General features: G+C 70.4%; 14 protein-coding genes. All 14 read right to left on the reverse strand.

The window, feature by feature from the left end; all coding sequences use genetic code 11:
• Window positions 1–47 precede the first annotated feature (47 nt).
• A complete protein-coding gene (locus ACWGJY_RS07520; protein WP_453259833.1) occupies window positions 48–1,163 on the reverse strand; it encodes a DivIVA domain-containing protein in 1,116 nt (371 codons plus the stop codon).
• Between the two features lie 49 nt (window positions 1,164–1,212).
• Entirely contained in the window at window positions 1,213–1,506 is a 294-nt protein-coding gene (locus ACWGJY_RS07525) for a YggT family protein (protein ID WP_042162056.1), read from the reverse strand.
• A 71-nt stretch (window positions 1,507–1,577) separates the two neighbouring features.
• Window positions 1,578–2,198 (reverse strand): cell division protein SepF, encoded by a 621-nt coding sequence (locus ACWGJY_RS07530; protein WP_453259834.1) that lies wholly within the window; start codon window positions 2,196–2,198, stop codon window positions 1,578–1,580.
• Window positions 2,199–2,321: 123 nt separating this feature from the next.
• Window positions 2,322–3,092 carry a YggS family pyridoxal phosphate-dependent enzyme gene (locus ACWGJY_RS07535; RefSeq protein ID WP_453259835.1) on the reverse strand — a complete coding sequence of 257 codons (771 nt, stop codon included), beginning with the start codon at window positions 3,090–3,092 and terminating at the stop codon, window positions 2,322–2,324.
• Window positions 3,034–3,804 (reverse strand): peptidoglycan editing factor PgeF, encoded by a 771-nt coding sequence (pgeF, locus tag ACWGJY_RS07540; RefSeq protein ID WP_453259836.1) that lies wholly within the window; start codon window positions 3,802–3,804, stop codon window positions 3,034–3,036. The genes ACWGJY_RS07535 and pgeF overlap by 59 nt, the downstream gene beginning before the upstream one ends.
• Window positions 3,805–3,818: 14 nt before the next feature.
• Window positions 3,819–5,045: a cell division protein FtsZ gene (gene ftsZ / locus ACWGJY_RS07545; RefSeq protein WP_453259837.1), complete on the reverse strand. Its 1,227-nt coding sequence runs from the start codon at window positions 5,043–5,045 to the stop codon at window positions 3,819–3,821.
• 282 nt (window positions 5,046–5,327) lie between these two features.
• Window positions 5,328–6,143, reverse strand: coding sequence for a cell division protein FtsQ/DivIB (locus ACWGJY_RS07550; protein ID WP_453259838.1), 816 nt, complete (start codon window positions 6,141–6,143; stop codon window positions 5,328–5,330).
• 22 nt (window positions 6,144–6,165) lie between these two features.
• Window positions 6,166–7,257 carry an undecaprenyldiphospho-muramoylpentapeptide beta-N-acetylglucosaminyltransferase gene (gene murG / locus ACWGJY_RS07555; RefSeq protein ID WP_366421335.1) on the reverse strand — a complete coding sequence of 364 codons (1,092 nt, stop codon included), beginning with the start codon at window positions 7,255–7,257 and terminating at the stop codon, window positions 6,166–6,168.
• 6 nt (window positions 7,258–7,263) lie between these two features.
• Entirely contained in the window at window positions 7,264–8,610 is a 1,347-nt protein-coding gene (gene ftsW / locus ACWGJY_RS07560) for a putative lipid II flippase FtsW (RefSeq protein ID WP_453259839.1), read from the reverse strand.
• 60 nt (window positions 8,611–8,670) lie between these two features.
• Complete coding sequence (gene murD / locus ACWGJY_RS07565) at window positions 8,671–10,149, reverse strand: UDP-N-acetylmuramoyl-L-alanine--D-glutamate ligase (RefSeq protein WP_453259840.1); 1,479 nt, start codon at window positions 10,147–10,149, stop codon at window positions 8,671–8,673.
• Entirely contained in the window at window positions 10,146–11,210 is a 1,065-nt protein-coding gene (gene mraY / locus ACWGJY_RS07570) for a phospho-N-acetylmuramoyl-pentapeptide-transferase (RefSeq protein WP_088801983.1), read from the reverse strand. Before mraY ends, murD begins: the two co-directional genes overlap by 4 nt.
• A gap of 5 nt (window positions 11,211–11,215) precedes the next feature.
• A complete protein-coding gene (locus ACWGJY_RS07575) occupies window positions 11,216–12,667 on the reverse strand; it encodes a UDP-N-acetylmuramoyl-tripeptide--D-alanyl-D-alanine ligase (protein WP_453259841.1) in 1,452 nt (483 codons plus the stop codon).
• Window positions 12,668–12,729: 62 nt separating this feature from the next.
• The gene (locus ACWGJY_RS07580; protein ID WP_453259842.1) at window positions 12,730–14,547 is read right to left on the reverse strand and encodes a UDP-N-acetylmuramoyl-L-alanyl-D-glutamate--2,6-diaminopimelate ligase; all 1,818 of its coding nucleotides are present in this window, start codon (window positions 14,545–14,547) and stop codon (window positions 12,730–12,732) included.
• An 18-nt stretch (window positions 14,548–14,565) separates the two neighbouring features.
• A partial coding sequence (locus ACWGJY_RS07585) for a peptidoglycan D,D-transpeptidase FtsI family protein (protein ID WP_453259843.1) occupies window positions 14,566–16,477 on the reverse strand: 1,912 nt, incomplete at its 5' end.

Here is a 16,477-nt window from a genome sequence, read left to right on the forward strand (position 1 = left end):
CCCTCGGGGCCCGGCCCTGATTGCCGACTGTGCGCGCTACGCGGACGTCAGTTGTCGTCCTCGTCGATGAGGAAGCCGCGCATCGGCGACGGCGTCTGCTGCATCGGCTGCGGGCTCTGCGGCCGCACCGGAGCCATCGGCTGGGTCATCGCCGGCGACATCTGCTGCTGACCGCCGTAGGACGGACCGTTGCTGGACTGACCGGCCATGGAGTGGTTGCCGCCCATCGGCTGACCGCCGCCCATGGTGTGGTTGCCGCCGCCCATGCTGCCCGCACCGGCCGAGGCCATCGACGGGGACGGCGGCAGCGAAGCGGCCGGCGGGGTCCGCGGCGGGGCCAGCGAGTCGTCGGCCTGGTTCTCCAGCTGGCGCAGCTGGCTCTCCAGGTAGGACTTCAGCCGCGTGCGGTACTCGCGCTCGAAGCCGCGCAGGTCCTCGACCTTGCGCTCCAGCGTCGCGCGGGCCGACTCCAGCGAGCCCATCGCCACGCGGTGCTTCTCCTGCGCGTCCCGCTCCAGCGCATCGGCCTTGGCGCGGGCGTCCCGCTCCAGGCCCTCGGCACGGCTGCGCGCCTCGCCGACGATCTTGTTGGCCTCGGAACGGGCCTCCGCGATCGCCTGATCGGCGGTCTGCTGTGCCAGCGACAGCACGCGTGCGGCGCTGTCACCTCCGGGGCCGCCCTGCTGGCCGCCCTGAGGCAGCTGCTGCGGTCCGCCGGGGCCGCCCATCGGGCCACCCATCGGACCGCCGGGGCCCATCGGACCGGGGCCGTGCGGACCCTGCGGACCGGGACCGTGGCCACCGGGACCAGGAGGCAGCTGCGGTGCACCGCCGGGCAGTTGGGGAGGGCCACCCATCCCCTGCTGCTGCGGCGGGACCGGCTGCGGACCGGATATGGCGGCGGGCACCGGAGACCCGGGCCTCTGCTGCTGCTCCTGCTGCTGGTCCGGTCCCTTGCGCATGCCCTGCTGCTGCTGGTTCTGCGCGGCGGCGCGGGTGGCAGCGGCCAGCTTGGCGCGAAGGTCCTCGTTCTCCCTCAGGAGCCGGGTCAGTTCGGCTTCGACCTCATCGAGGAAGGCATCGACCTCGTCCTCGTCATAGCCTTCTCGGAGGCGGACGGTCGTGAACTGCTTGTTCCGCACGTCCTCGGGGGTCAACGGCATCTCTACTTCACCTCAACGTAGTCGTCGGCAATCGGCAAGACCGTATCGTTCACACCAACAACACCGACCTCACGACGGTGATCAGGATGTACACGATGATCATCAATACGAAGAAGGACAGGTCGAGCGCCACGCCCCCGAGACGCAGCGGCGGGATTACCCGCCGCAGAAGCTTGAGTGGCGGATCAGTGACAGTGTAGGCGGCCTCAAGAATGACCACCATCGCCTTGCCGGGTTGCCATGAACGGGCGAACTGGAAGACATAGTCCATCACCAGCCGGAAGATCAACACGATCAGGAAGCAGTACAGCGCGATGTAGATCACCTGACCAAAGACACTCATCTCGCGCGTCCCTCTCCCCTTGCCTTGCTCCTGTGTTGGCCTGACGGCCTCGGTGTGCCCGGTGTTGCGTCTCAGCTCTGGTTGAAGAACCCGCCCTCTGCGATGCGGGCCTTGTCCTCCGCCGTGACATCGACGTTAGCAGGCGACAACAGGAACACCTTCTGCGTCACCCGCTCGATGCTGCCGTGAAGACCGAACACCAAACCGGCCGCAAAGTCGACAAGTCGCTTCGCGTCGGTGTCGTCCATCTCCGTGAGATTCATGATCACCGGAGTGCCCTCACGGAAGTGTTCCCCGATGGTACGGGCTTCGTTGTACGTCCGGGGGTGGAGTGTGGTGATGCGGTAGGGCTCCCGCTCGGACACAACCTTGGGCATGATCACCGGTGCGTTCTTCTCCAGATTTGGACGTTCGGGTGTGATGGATGCCACGGGGGCGATTCGCGCGGGTCGTCCGCTTTCCGCGGCGAGCGGGGCCGGTTCGCGTGGCGCCGGGGGTGTCACGGCGCGGACGGGTTCCTCCCGTTCCGGGTGCGTTTCGGCCTGCACCGGGTGCTGTTGCCGCCGTCCCCGATCGGGCTCCGGGTCAAGCTCGGGTTCGAACTCGTCATCGGGGTCGAACCCCCGGCCGTCGTACCCATCGTCCTCCACGAGGCCGAGGTAGACCGCCATCTTGCGCATCGCGCCGGCCATTCTCTGCGTCCTCCGCTCTGTGGTGGATCGGCTCCGTCACCAGGGGCCTTGGATCCACGCGGCCTGCCCGCTTTTTGCGGGAATGACCATATTTTGTGCTGTGGTCCGACTTGCTTGGCGACGTTACCGGAGCCGTGGTCGGACTCCGAGTACCGCAGTGCCGACGCGCACATGTGTCGCCCCGGCCGTCACGGCGTCTTCGAGGTCCGCGCTCATGCCTGCTGACACCATGTTGGCAGCAGGATGGGCCGCGCGCAGGTCGGATGAGATTTCCATGAGCCCTTCGAAAGCGGCGAGTTCACGTCCGGCATAGGGCCCGGCCAGCGGCGCAACGGTCATCACACCGTCCAGCCGCAGCCCTTGGGCCCCGGCGATCACCTCGGCCAGCGCCTCGACCCCGTCGGGCGCCACCCCGCCGCGCTCACCCCGCTCCCCCGACTCCGCGTCGAGCGCCACCTGGATCAGGCACCCCAGTTCACGCTCGGCACGCACCGCCTCCTTGGAGAGCGCGGTGACGAGCCGGGCCCGGTCGACCGACTGAACAATTCCGGCATAACCGGCCACAGACCGCACCTTGTTCGTCTGAAGTTGCCCAACGAAATGCCAAGTGAGGGGCAAATCAGCGCATTCAGCAGCCTTGGGGGCCGCCTCCTGATCGCGGTTCTCCGCGACCTGGCGCACCCCCAGCTCGGCGAGCAGCCGGACATCGCTCGCCGGGTAGGTCTTGGTGACCACGATCAGGGTCACCTCGTCACGCGGCCGGCCGGCCCTGGCACAAGCAGCGGAGATACGTTCCTCCACTAGCGCCATGTTCTGCGCCAGTTGCGTCTTGCGGTCATCCGTCACTGTCGGCCTCCCCCAGCCGCGGGCCGGGGGTGTCCCCGAGCCATACATAGCTCGCGAGCCGCCCCGTCGTACGGTCGCGCCGGTAAGAGAAATGGTCCGCGGATTCGCGGGTGCAGATGTGGGAATCCTCACGCACCGGGACGCCCGCCGCGGCGAGTTGGGCCCGTACACCTGCGGTGACGTCCACCGAAGGGGTGCCCCAGCCGGTCGTCGCACGGGACTCGGGCACCACCGCGGCGACCTCGGAACGCATCGCCTCGGGCACCTCGTAGCACCGCCCGCAGATCGCGGGTCCGGTGTACGCGACGATCCGCGCCGGTACCGCGCCCCGCTCCACCATCGCCCCGACGACCGCCGGGACGACCCCGGCGACCAGACCGGGCCGGCCCGCGTGCGCGGCCCCCGCGATCCCGGCGACCGGGTCGGCCAGCAGGACCGGGGTGCAGTCGGCGGTCAAAACGGCGAGGGCGAGGCCGCGGCGATCCGTCACCACCGCGTCCACACCGGGGATGTCGTTGCCGTGCCATGGCCCGTCGACCACCGCGACGTCCCGGCCGTGCACCTGGTTCATCCAGACCACCGCGGCCGGGTCGAGGCCGAGTTCCGCGGCGGCGCGGGCGCGGTTGGCGCGTACCGCCTGCGGGTCGTCGCCGACCGCGCCGCCCAGGTTGAGCTGATCGTACGGAGCGGCGCTCACCCCGCCCCACCTGTCGGTGAAGGCGAAGTGCGCGCCGCTCTCGTGGTGCTGTTGCCCTATCACTTCGGTGCTTTACGTCACTTCAGGAAGTCGGGGACGTCCAGTTCCTCGGCCGCCGAGTCCGAGTACGGACGGGCCGGGGGAACCTGCGGGGCGCTCGCCGGGGGCGACGGAACCTCGCCCAGCGCCGAGGATTCGGCCGGGGCCGGCTCCTCGTCCCGTACGGGCACCGAACCCAGGCCGCCGAAGGACGACGAACGCGGCTCCGGCGGAGCGGCCGGACGGCTCGGGGCCGGGGCGGGCTCCTCGCGCTTCTGGGACGACAGCGCGGACTGCGCGTCGCGGCGGGCCGGCGGCTGGCCGCCGTCGAAGCCGGCGGCGATCACCGTCACCCGGACCTCGTCACCCAGCGCGTCGTCGATGACCGCACCGAAGATGATGTTGGCCTCCGGGTGCGCGGCCTCACTGACCAGCTGCGCAGCCTCGTTGATCTCGAAGAGACCGAGGTCGGAACCACCGGAGATGGAGAGCAGCACCCCGCGGGCGCCGTCGATGGAGGCCTCCAGGAGCGGCGAGGAGATCGCCATCTCCGCGGCGGCCACCGCGCGGTCGTCGCCCCGTGCCGAGCCGATGCCCATGAGCGCGGAACCGGCCTCCGACATCACGGACTTGACGTCGGCGAAGTCGAGGTTGATCAGACCCGGGGTGGTGATCAGATCGGTGATGCCCTGGACACCCGACAGCAGCACCTGGTCCGCGGACTTGAACGCGTCGAGCACGCTCACCTGACGGTCCGAGATGGACAGCAGCCGGTCGTTGGGGATCACGATGAGGGTGTCGACCTCTTCGCGCAGCTGGGCGATGCCGTCCTCGGCCTGGTTGGCGCGACGGCGGCCCTCGAAGGTGAACGGCCGGGTGACCACACCGATCGTCAGGGCGCCCAGCGAGCGGGCGATGTTGGCGACGACGGGGGCGCCGCCGGTGCCGGTGCCACCGCCCTCACCCGCGGTCACGAAGACCATGTCGGCCCCCTTGAGGACCTCCTCGATCTCCTCGCGGTGGTCCTCGGACGCCTTGCGGCCCACATCCGGGTTGGCGCCGGCGCCGAGTCCGCGCGTCATTTCGCGGCCCACGTCGAGCTTGACGTCGGCGTCGCTCATCAGCAGCGCCTGCGCATCGGTGTTGATCGCGATGAACTCGACGCCCTTGAGCCCGACCTCGATCATCCGGTTGATGGCGTTCACGCCACCGCCGCCGATGCCGACGACCTTGATGACTGCGAGGTAGTTCTGCGGTGCTGCCACGTCGAAGGCCTCTCGCCTCGAGTTACGTGTCGTCGCCGCACGTGCGTGTGGACGCCGACTGATGCCGATGGGACGGTTCGTATCGCCGACCCGAACCCTAACGTTGAAGTTTAGGGTTACCTGTGCCTGTGTTCCTTGGTTCCATAGTCCCTTTGGAACGAGACACTAAGTCGACAAGGCGCACGCGTTCAACGAACACGCCGAACCTCCCGTTTTTCTTTTCACCCTATGTGATCACCCATAGTCGTAGCCATCCAGGGTGCTGGCCTGCGACTCGGCACGTCAACTCCCGGATACCGCAGGGGCGCTGGGCACCGAGACATCGAAGTGACGCCCGTCATGTGCCGCTTTCAGCAGCGCGGTCAGCACCTTTGCCTTTTCGGCGCCCTCTTCGCGGCTGCCCCAGGCGACCGTCCGGCCGCCGTTCAGTTCGAGGGTGATGGCGTCGTAGGACCGTACACGGACCTTGCGTACGTCCGTGCGTACGGCCGTGGGCAGATCCCCGGCGACCTCCACGGCAGCGCGCCGCAACCGGTCATTTCCGAACCGGCGCAGACTCGGGGAGTCGGATACGGCCATTTCCAGAAGCGGAACGCCCTGGGGGGCCGTGCGGACGGTGGCGAACCGGACGCCCTCGGCGTCCACTTCGGCGAACTTTCCGTCCGCTCGCATCACCAGTTCCGGCACTCTTTCGCTCACCTTCAGAGCGATCGTGTGCGGCCAGGACCGCTCGACGTCAACGGTCTTGATGCGCGGCAGCCTCGCCCGCAGGCGGCGGGCGAGCGCGTCGGTGTCCACGGAGACCAGCGGCACGTTCATCGGGGCGTGCGCCGCGGCGATGACCTCATGCGGCGTCAAGACCTTGGTTCCGGTGGCCTTGACGCGTTCCACCCGGAGCCAGTTCGAGGCGTAGAGCGCCCAGACACCGAGCGCGCCGAGCAGTACCGCGACGACCGTGATGATGATCAGACCGCGGCGGCCCGGTACGCGCAGGGGAATGCGCGCCCACCGGAACCCCGGACCGCCGGGCGGCGCGGCGGAGGGCGGGCCGGACGGTGACTTCTTCTCGCCGCGTCGGGCGGTTGCCGGTCCGGCCACGCTCCCTGCCTTCTCTCGTGCGCTACTTGTTGTGCTGCGCGATCGCCTCGTACACCATGCCGACCAGCAGCTCGTCGGCGTCCCGGCGGCCGAACTCGGAGGCCGCGCGGGACATCTCGTACAGCCGGTGCGGATCGGCCAGGACCGGGAGCACGCTGTTCTGCACCCAGTCCGGGGTCAGCTGGGCGTCGTCGACCAGCAGGCCCCCGCCGGCGTTGACCAGCGGCTGGGCATTGAGCCGCTGCTCGCCGTTGCCGATGGGCAACGGGACGAACGCGGCCGGGAGCCCGACTGCGGACAACTCGGCGACGGTCATTGCGCCCGCGCGGCAAAGCATCATGTCGGCCGCGGCGTACGCGAGATCCATCCGGTCCACGTACGGTACCGGCACATAGGGGGGCATACCGGGCATGTTGTCCGCGTGCGGCAGTTCGTTCTTCGGACCGACCGCGTGCAGGACCTGGATGCCGGCGCGCTGCAGGACCGGCACGGCGGCCTGGATGACCTCGTTCAGCCGGCGGGCGCCCTGGGAGCCACCGGACACCAGCAGGGTCGGGAGATTGGGGTCGAGACCGAACGCGGCCCGCGCCTCCGGGCGGACCGCGGCCCGGTCCAGGGTGGCGATGGTGCGGCGCAGCGGGATGCCGACGTAGCGGGCGCCGCGCAGCTTGCTGTCCGGGGTGCTGACGGCGACGAACTTGGCGTACCGCGAGCCGATCTTGTTGGCCAGGCCGGGGCGGGCGTTGGCCTCGTGGACGATGATCGGCACCCCGAGGCGCTTGGCGGCCAGATAGCCGGGCAGCGCCACATAGCCGCCGAAGCCGACGACACAGTCCGCCTTCGTGCGCTCCAGGATCTGCTCGGCGGCCTTGATCGTGCCGCGCAGCCGCCCGGGGACGGTGATCAGCTCGGGCGTGGGCTTGCGCGGCAGCGGCACGGCCGGGATGAGGCCCAGCTCATAGCCGCGTTCCGGCACGAGCCGGGTCTCCAGCCCCTTCTCCGTACCGAGTGCCGTGATCCCCACGGTGGGGTCCTGCCTCCGCAGTGCGTCCGCGAGGGCGAGCGCGGGCTCGATGTGGCCGGCGGTCCCCCCACCGGCGAGTACGACATGCACCGAAATTCACCGCTCTCCGGACGGCCGCTTCTTGACGCGCCGTCTCATCGTCTTCCATCTCACCCCAGCCGGTTTCCTTCCGAAAACCGGCTTCCGCGTGGCCAGCGCGGCCAACGCCGCCCGTGCAGCGGGCTCGTCACGCGCGAAGGCGATCAGCAGCCCGACGGCGAACATCGTCGGCAGCAGGGCGGAGCCCCCGTAGGAGAACAGCGGGAGCGGGACACCGGCGATCGGCAACAGGCCGAGCACCGCACCGATGTTGATCACGGCCTGGGCCATGATCCAGGTGGTCACACCTCCCGCGGCGTACCGTACGAAGGGGTCCTCCGTGCGTCCGGCCACGCGGATACCCGCATAGCCTAGAGCCGCGAAGAGGGCGAGCACCGACAGCGTCCCCGCCAGACCCAGTTCCTCCCCCGTGATGGCGAAGATGAAGTCGGTGTGCGGTTCAGGGAGTTCTCCCCATTTTTCCATACTTGCGCCGAGGCCGGAACCGAAGAATCCGCCGGACGCCAGGGCGTAGATGCCGTGTACGGCCTGCCAGCACTGGTCGCCGGGGCCCGGATCGGTCGCACCGATGCAGGCCAGCCGGGACATCCGGTTGGCGCTGGTCTTGATCAGCAGGGCGCCGATCAGCGCGGCGCCGCCCAGCACCCCCACGAACAACCGGGTCGGCGCACCGGCCAGCCACAGCAGCCCGAAGAGGATCGCCGTGAGAATGATCGCGGTGCCCATGTCGCCGCCGAGCATGATCAGCCCGAGCAGCAGGAAGGCCACCGGGATCAGCGGCACCAGCAGATGCTTCCACTGCACCAGCAGCCTTTTGTCCTGTTTGCGGGCCAGCAGATCGGCGCCCCACAGCACCAGCGCGAGCTTGGCGAACTCGCTCGGTTGCATCTGGAAAGGGCCGCCGAGGTTGATCCAGTTCTGGTTGCCGTTGACCGCGACCCCTATCCCCGGGATCTGCACCAGGCACATCAGGAACACCGAGGCGGCGAGCAGCGGGTAGGCCAGTGCGCGGTGCAGCCGTACCGTCGTCCGGGAGGCGGCCAGCAGCAGCCCGCCGCCGAGGACGGCGGCGAGCAGCTGCTTGCGGAAGAAGTACGTCGGGGCGAGACCGGACTGCAGCGCCTTGATCTGGGACGCCGAGTAGACCATCACCAGCCCCAGGACGGTGATCAGCAGGCTGCCGCCGAGGATCAGGTAGTACGCGGTCAGCGGGCGGTCCCAGGCCCGTTTCAGCCGGGTGTGGAGCCCCCGGGGGCCGCCCGGTGCGCGGCCGCCGCGGGGCCGTCGCACCGTGGACGGCCGACGCGGACGCGACGGGACCGCCTTCGCCGATCGGGCCGTCATCCTCGTCCCCTCCACAGGTGCGCTCGCCGCCGGCTGACGACGACAGCGGGGAGAAGCGGTCTAGTGACCCCGCGCGGTCAGCTCACCGACCGCGTCGGCGAAGGCCTCGCCCCGCTTGTTGTAATTGACGAACATGTCCATCGAGGCACAGGCCGGAGCCAGCAGGACGGTGTCGCCGGGCCCGGCCAGGCGGGTCGCTTCCCGGACCGCCTCGGGCATCGCCCCAGTGTCGGTCCGGTCGACGTCGACCACCGGGACATCGGGGGCGTGTCGCGTCAGGGCTTCGCGAATCAGCGCCCGATCGGCGCCGATCAGCACCACACCGCGCAGCCGGGCGGCCGACTTCCGCACCAGCTCGTCGAAGGTCGCGCCCTTGGCGAGGCCGCCGGCGATCCACACGATGTGCTCGTACGCCGCCAACGACGCCTCGGCGGCGTGGGTGTTGGTGGCCTTGGAGTCGTCGATGTAGGTGACGCCGTCGAGATCCGCGATGTGCTGGATGCGGTGCGCGTCCGGGTGGAAGGCGCGCAGTCCGTCGCGTACGGCGGCGGGCCGGACGCCGAAGGCACGGGCCAGCGCCGCCGCCGCGAGGGCGTTGGCGATGTTGTGCGGGGCAGGGGTTCCGGAGCCGGGCGCGATGTCGCAGACCTCGGCGAGCTCCTGGGCCTGCTGCTGCCGGTTCTCCACGAAGGCGCGGTCGACGAGGATGCCCTCGACGACGCCGACCTGGGAGGGCCCGGGGGTGCCGAGGGTGAAGCCGATGGCCCGGCAGCCCTCCTCGACATCCGCCTCGCGCACCAGGTCCTCGGTCGCCTTGTCGGCCACGTTGTAGACGCAGGCGACGGTGTTGCCCTCGTAGATCCGGCCCTTGTCGGCGGCGTACGCCGCCATGGAGCCGTGCCAGTCGAGGTGGTCGGGGGCGAGGTTGAGGACCGCGGCGGAGTGGGCACGCAGCGACGGCGCCCAGTGCAGCTGGTAGCTGGAGAGCTCGACGGCGAGCACGTCGTAGGGGCGCTCGCCGTCCTTGCCCTGGCCGAGGACGACGTCGATGATCGGGGTGCCGATGTTGCCGACGGCGGCGGTGTGCAGTCCTTCGGCGGCCAGGATCGAGGCCAGCATCCGCACGGTGGTGGTCTTGCCGTTGGTGCCGGTGACCCCGAGCCAGGCGGCGGGCGCCGCTCCCGCGACGGTCTCGCGCAGCCGCCAGGCGATCTCCACGTCGCCGACCACGTCCACCCCGGCCGCGGCGGCCGCCGCGAACAGCGGGCTGTCCGGCCTCCAGCCCGGCGAGGTCACGACGAGGTCGGTGCCCTTGGGCAGGGTCTCCCCGTCGCCGAGGCGGACGGTGATGCCTTCGGCCTCCAGCTCCCGCGCGGCGGCCTGCTGCTTCTCGCCGTCGCCCCCGTCCACGACGGTGACGACGGCGCCGAGGCCGGCCAGCGCGCGGGCGGCACTGATGCCGCTCACGCCCAGGCCGGCGACGGTGATGTGCTGACCGGCGAACCCCGCGGGAAGGTGGGCCGGGCTCGGGGCGGTCACTTGGCGGCCTGCCAGCCGCCGTAGAAGATGCCCAGCCCGACGATCACGCACATGCCCTGAATGATCCAGAATCTGACCACCACAAGGACTTCCGACCACCCCTTGAGTTCGAAGTGGTGCTGGAGTGGCGCCATCCGGAAGACCCGCTTACCGGTCAGCCGGAACGAGCCGACCTGGATGACCACGGACATGGTGATCAGGACGAAGAGACCGCCGAGGATGGCCAGCAGCAGCTCCGTACGGGAGCAGATGGCCAGCCCGGCCAGCGCGCCGCCCAGGGCCAGCGAGCCGGTGTCGCCCATGAAGATCTTGGCGGGCGAGGTGTTCCACCACAGGAAGCCGAAGCAGGCACCCATCAGGGCCGAGGCGACGACCGCGAGGTCGAGTGGATCGCGGACCTCGTAACAGCCCGGTCCCGCGGTGATCTGGTTGGCACACGACTCCTGGTGCTGCCAGATGCCGATGAACGTGTACGCGCCGAAGACCATCACCGAGGCACCGGTGGCGAGGCCGTCGAGGCCGTCGGTGAGGTTCACGCCGTTGGACATCGCCAGGATCATGAACAGCGCCCAGATCACGAAGATCACCGGGCCGATCTGCCAGCCGAAGTCCTGGGTGAACGAGAGCCGGTCGGACGCCGGGGTCTGCCCGCGCAGATCGGCGAACTGCAGCGACAGCACGGCGAAGGCGATGCCGACGATCAGCTGGCCGGCCATCTTGGCCTTGGCCCGCAGGCCCAGCGAACGCTGCTTGACGATCTTGATGTAGTCGTCGAGGAAGCCCACCAGGCCCATGCCCGCCATCAGGAACAGCACCAGCACACCGGAGAAGGTGGGGTCACTGCTCGTGATGACCTTGGTCAGCACATAGGCGATGATCGTGGCCAGGATGAAGGCGATACCACCCATGGTGGGCGTACCGCGCTTGCTGTGGTGATCGCGCGGGCCGTCATCACGGATGAACTGCCCGTATCCCTTTTTGGCCAGCAGCTTGATCAGCAGCGGGGTGCCGATCAGGGTCAGGAAGAGCCCGATCATTCCGGAGAAGAGGATCTGCTTCATCGAGTTCATCGGGACGCGGCTCCACCCTCAGCGCCCGTAGCGCTCTCGATGCCTGCGTCGTCCAGCAACGCTGCGGCCACCCGCTCCAGCCCCACCGACCTGGACGCCTTCACCAGCACGATGTCTCCCGGTTGCAGCTCGCTGCGCAACAGGTCGACCGCCGCCCGCGCGTCGGACACGTGCACCGACTCCTCACCCCACGAACCCTCGTTCTTGGCGCCCATGTCGAGCCAGGCCGCTTCCCTGCCGCCGACTGCCACGAGCTTGCTGACGTTGAGCCGGACGGCCAGCCGCCCGACCGCGTCGTGTTCGGCGAGTGACTCCTCGCCGAGCTCGGCCATCTCACCGAGCACCGCCCACGTACGACCGCCCTTGGCCTTGGCGGCTGCGCCCATGGCGACCAGCGCACGCAGCGCCGCTCGCATGGACTCGGGGTTCGCGTTGTAGGCGTCGTTGACGACCGTCACGCCGTCCGCGCGCTCGGTGACCTCCATACGCCAGCGGGAGAGCGTGCCGGCTTCGGAGAGCGCGATGGCGATCTCGTCTGCGGGCATGCCCAACTCATGGGCTACGGCGGCCGCGGCGAGCGCGTTCGACACGTGGTGCTCACCGTACAGCCGCATGGTCACATCGCTGCACCCGGAGGGTGTGTGAAGCGTGAAGGCAGGCTGTCCGAGGTCCGTGAGCCGGACATTCTCAGCACGTACGGCGGCGTCCTCGGCCTCACCGAACAGCAGCGTGCGGGCCTTTGTGCGGGGAGCCATGGCGCGCACGTACGGGTCGTCGGCGTTGAGCACCGCGACCCCGCCGTCCTCGGCCGACGGCAGTGCCTCGACGAGTTCGCCCTTGGCCAGGGCGATCTGCTCGCGGCCGCCGAACTCGCCGATGTGCGCGGTGCCGACGTTCAGCACCACACCGATCCTCGGCGGGGTCAGCCCGGCGAGGTAGCGGATGTGGCCGACGCCGCGGGCGCCCATCTCCAGGACGAGATGGCGGGTGCTCTCCTCGGCGCGCAGCGCGGTCAGCGGCACCCCGATCTCGTTGTTGAGGTTGCCCTCCGGCCAGACCGTCGGGCCGGTGCGCTGCAGCAGCTGGGCGATCAGGTCCTTGGTGCTGGTCTTGCCGGCCGAGCCGGTGAGGCCGACGACGGTGGTGCCCAGACGCCCGACGACGGCGCGGGCGAGCGCGCCGAGTGCGGCGATCACGTCGTCGACGACGATCGCGGGAACGCCGACGGGGCGGGCGGCCAGTACGGCCACCGCGCCTGCCTCGACGGCGCCGGGCGCGAAGTCGTGGCCGTCGGCACGTTCACCGGCGAAGGCCACGAACAGTGCGCCGGGGCGTACCGCGCGGGAGTCCGCCACGACCGGTCCGGTCACCCGGCGGCCGTCGTCCGGTATGTCGTACTGCCGGCCGCCGACGATGTCCGCGATCTCGGCGAGGGACAGGGAGATCACAGGTCACCCCCGGCGAGGGGCGGGCGGTGACGGTAAAGGAGTTGTGCGCGCATGGCGGTGTGTCATCCCTGGTGGTTCGGGTGCGGTGACTGCGGCGACTTCTGTGACTTCAGCGCGTCCTCGATGGCATCGCGCAGCACCTGGCGGTCGTCGAAGGGGCGTACCACTCCGGCGATGTCCTGGCCCTGCTCGTGGCCCTTGCCCGCGACGATCACGGTGTCGCCGGGCTCGGCGCGGGCGACGGCGGCGGCGATGGCGGTGGCCCGCTCTTCTTCGACCAGCACCGTGCCGCGTTCATGAATGGGGACTTCCGCGGCGCCCGCGAGCATGGTGGCGAGGATCGAGAGCGGATCCTCGTTGCGCGGGTTGTCGGAGGTCAGGATGGCCGTGTCGGCGAGCCGGGCCACCGCGGCACCCATGGGGGCGCGCTTGTGGGGGTCGCGGTCGCCGCCGCAGCCGAGGACGGCGTGCAGCTTGCCGTCGGTGACCTTGCGCAGCGCGCGCAGAACCGATTCGACGGCGTCGGTCTTGTGGGCGTAGTCGACGACCGCCAGGTACGGCTGGCCGGCGTCGATGCGCTCCAGGCGGCCGGGGACCCCGGGCACCGCGGCGACGCCGTCGGCCGCGGTCTGCGGGTCGATCCCGGCGACGACCAGGGAGACGATCGCGGCGAGCGCGTTGGCGACGTTGAACGGGCCGGCGATCGGGGAGGCCGCGCGCAGGGTCCGGCCGTCCGGGCCGTGCACGGTGAAGGTCGAGCCGAGCGAGCCGACCTCGACGTCCGACGCCCGCCAGTCCGCGTCCGGGTGGCCCTCCGCGGAGAAGGTGGTGACCGGGACCTCGGACTCGCCCTCGGCCAGCCGCTTGCCGTACTCGTCGTCGAGATTGACCACGCCGGCCCGGCTGCGGGCCTTGGTGAACAGCTGCGCCTTGGCCTGGAAGTAGTCCTCCATCCCGGAGTGGAACTCCATGTGCTCCGGGCTGAGGTTGTTGAAGATCGCGACGTCGAAGACGCAGCCGTCGACCCGGCCGAGGACCAGGGCGTGGCTGGAGACCTCCATGGCGACCGCACGGACGCCGCGCTCGCGCATCACGGCGAACAGCGCCTGCAGGTCGGTGGCCTCGGGGGTGGTGCGCTCGGACTTGATGCGCTCGTCGCCGATACGGGTCTCGACGGTGCCGATCAGACCGGTCAGCCGGCCCGCCCGGCGGCCGCCGGCGCCCTGGGCCTGCCGCGCTTCGCGCAGGCCGCCCTCTTCGGGCTGCTTGGCGGCGGCCGCCCGCAGCCCGCCCTCGATGAGGTAGGCGGTGGTGGTCTTGCCGGAGGTGCCGGTGATGCCGATCTGGAGGAGGTCCTCGCCCGGCGCTCCGTAGATGGACACGGCCAGGGCGCCCATCCGGGCGCGCGGGTTCTCGACGGCGAGGACCGGCAGGCCGGTCGCCACGGCGCGCTCGGCGCCCGACGGGTCGGTCAGGATCGCCGCGGCACCGAGGTCGGCGGCCTGGGCGACGAAGTCGGCGCCGTGCAGACGGGCGCCGGGCAGCGCGGCATAGACATCACCGGGACGGACCGCCCGGGAGTCATGGGTGATGCCGGTGACCATGACATCTGCGTGGCCGGCGTCCGGGGCCGGGCATCCCAGCTGCTCGGCGAGGTCCGCCAGGGGGGTGGGGCGGACCGTTTCAGGGCGCGGCGCTCCCGGATATGTGCCGGGCCCGCCCTTCTCGGCGTGCTGGGCTTTCGGGGACTGATCAGCGTGTGACACGGCGGTGAGCGTACCGGGCACAACCGGCCCGGGGCGAAGTGAGGGCCCTGGGGCGGAGCAGTTCCCCGGGACGGGGGTGCCGTCGGGGGTGCCGTCGGGAGTGATGGTCGTCACGGCGGAATTGCCTCGATTTCATCGGCCTGGCGTGAAGGTGACCGGCAGCCGCGGGGGTTTGGCGCCGGTCGGCGGGACCTGGAGGGTTTTCAGCGCGAAGGCCATGACCTGCTGGTAGATCGGGCCACAGACCTGGCCGCCGAAATAGCTGCCCGTAGTGGGGTTCTGCACGGCGCAGTAGACCGTGATGCGGGGCTTGTCGGCGGGGGCGAAGCCGGCGAAGGACGCGGTGTAGCCGTGGTAGCGGCCGGTTTTGGGGTCCACCCGGTTGGACGTGCCGGTCTTGCCGCCGACGCGGTATCCGTCGATCTTCGCCTTGGCTCCGGTGCCCTCCTCGTCGTCGACCACGGATTCGAGCATGGTGGCGAGCGTGGTCGCGGTCTTCCGGCTGACCACGCGGTTCCTGTCGGGCTTGGGTGCCGGTGCGAAATGGCCGTCGGGTCCGGTGCTGCCGCGGACCAGTGAGGGGGCGATGCGCTCGCCGCCATTGGCGATCGTGGAGTAGACGGAGGCGGCCTGTACGGCATTGAGGGAGAGTCCCTGGCCGAACGGGATGGTGAACTGCTGCGAGGTGTTCCAGTCCTTGGGCTTGGCCAGGATGCCGTCGGTCTCCCCGGGGAAGCCGAGCCCGGTCGGCTTCCCGATACCGAATTTGCGCAGATACGAGTACAGGACCTGGTTGGCCTGGGGCTGGGTCCTGCCGAGCTGGCCGGCGGCGAGGATCGTGCCGATGTTGCTGGACTTGGCGAGCACGCCGTTGAGCGTCAGATGCCAGGTGGCGTGGTCGACGTCGTCCGCGAACAGCCGGTCGCCGCGGTGCAGCCGGTTGGGAACGGTGACCCGGGTGGACGACGTGGCGACGCCCTCCTGCAGAACGGCGGCCATCGACATCAGCTTGCTGGTGGACCCCGGCTCGAAGGCGTCGGAGAGCGCGGCATTGCCCAGCGCCTCGGGATCGGCCTTCGAGACCTCGTTGGGGTCGAATCCGGGCGCGTTGGCGAGCGCCAGGATCTCCCCGGTGCGGGTGTCCTGGACGACGACATAGCCGCGGTCGGCGTGGGATTTGGCGACCTGGTCGGTGATGGCCTGCTGGGCCGCCCACTGGATGTCGCGGTCGAGGGTCAGCTCGACGTCGCTGCCGGGGACGGCGGGGTGCTCCTGGGTGTCGGCGGTGGGCACGCGGCGGCCGCCGGACTGGGCGTAGACGAGCTTGCCGTCCTTGCCCGCCAGCTGCTTGTCCCACAGCGCCTCCAGGCCGCCGCCGCCCTTGCCGGCGCCGTTGACGAAGCCGAGGACACCGGAGGCGAGGTCCTTGTTCGGGTAGAGGCGCTTGCTGTGCTTGTCGGCGAAGACCCCGACGAGGACATCGGGGCGGGGCGCGTTCTTGGGGGCGGCGGCCGCCTTGGCGTCGAGGGTCCGGCGCAGGTCCTTGATCCGCTTCCAGACCTGCGGGGTCTGCTGGCGGGCGAGCAGGACGTAGCGCGCCGTGGGCTGGTCGAGCTTCCGGGTGAGGGCGGCCCGGTCCTCGCCGAGGAGGGGGGCGAGCAGCGCGGCGGCCCGCTGCGGAGCATCGTCGATCTTGGTCTTGCCGGGCGCCAGCAGGCTCGGGTCGGCGGTGATGTCGTACGCGTCGACGGTGGTGGCGAGGTCCACGCCGTTGCGGTCGGTGATCGCACCGCGCTCGGCGGCCAGCTTGACCGGTACGTAGCGGTTCTCGTTGGCCTTGGCGGCGAACGCCCCGGCGTCCACGGCCTGCACCTGGAAGAGCCGTACGACGAAGGCGAGCATGATCAGCGTCAGCGTGAGGGAGACCAGCCGCAGCCGGGGGCGCGGGCTGCCGAGGCGGAGTGCCTGGGGTCCGGAGCGGGGGCGGGCGGCCGGGCGCCGGGCGGGGGGCCGGGGGCCCGGCCGGGGCGCGGGGCGCTTGGCG

The organism is Streptomyces sp. NPDC054765 (genome assembly GCF_053612065.1).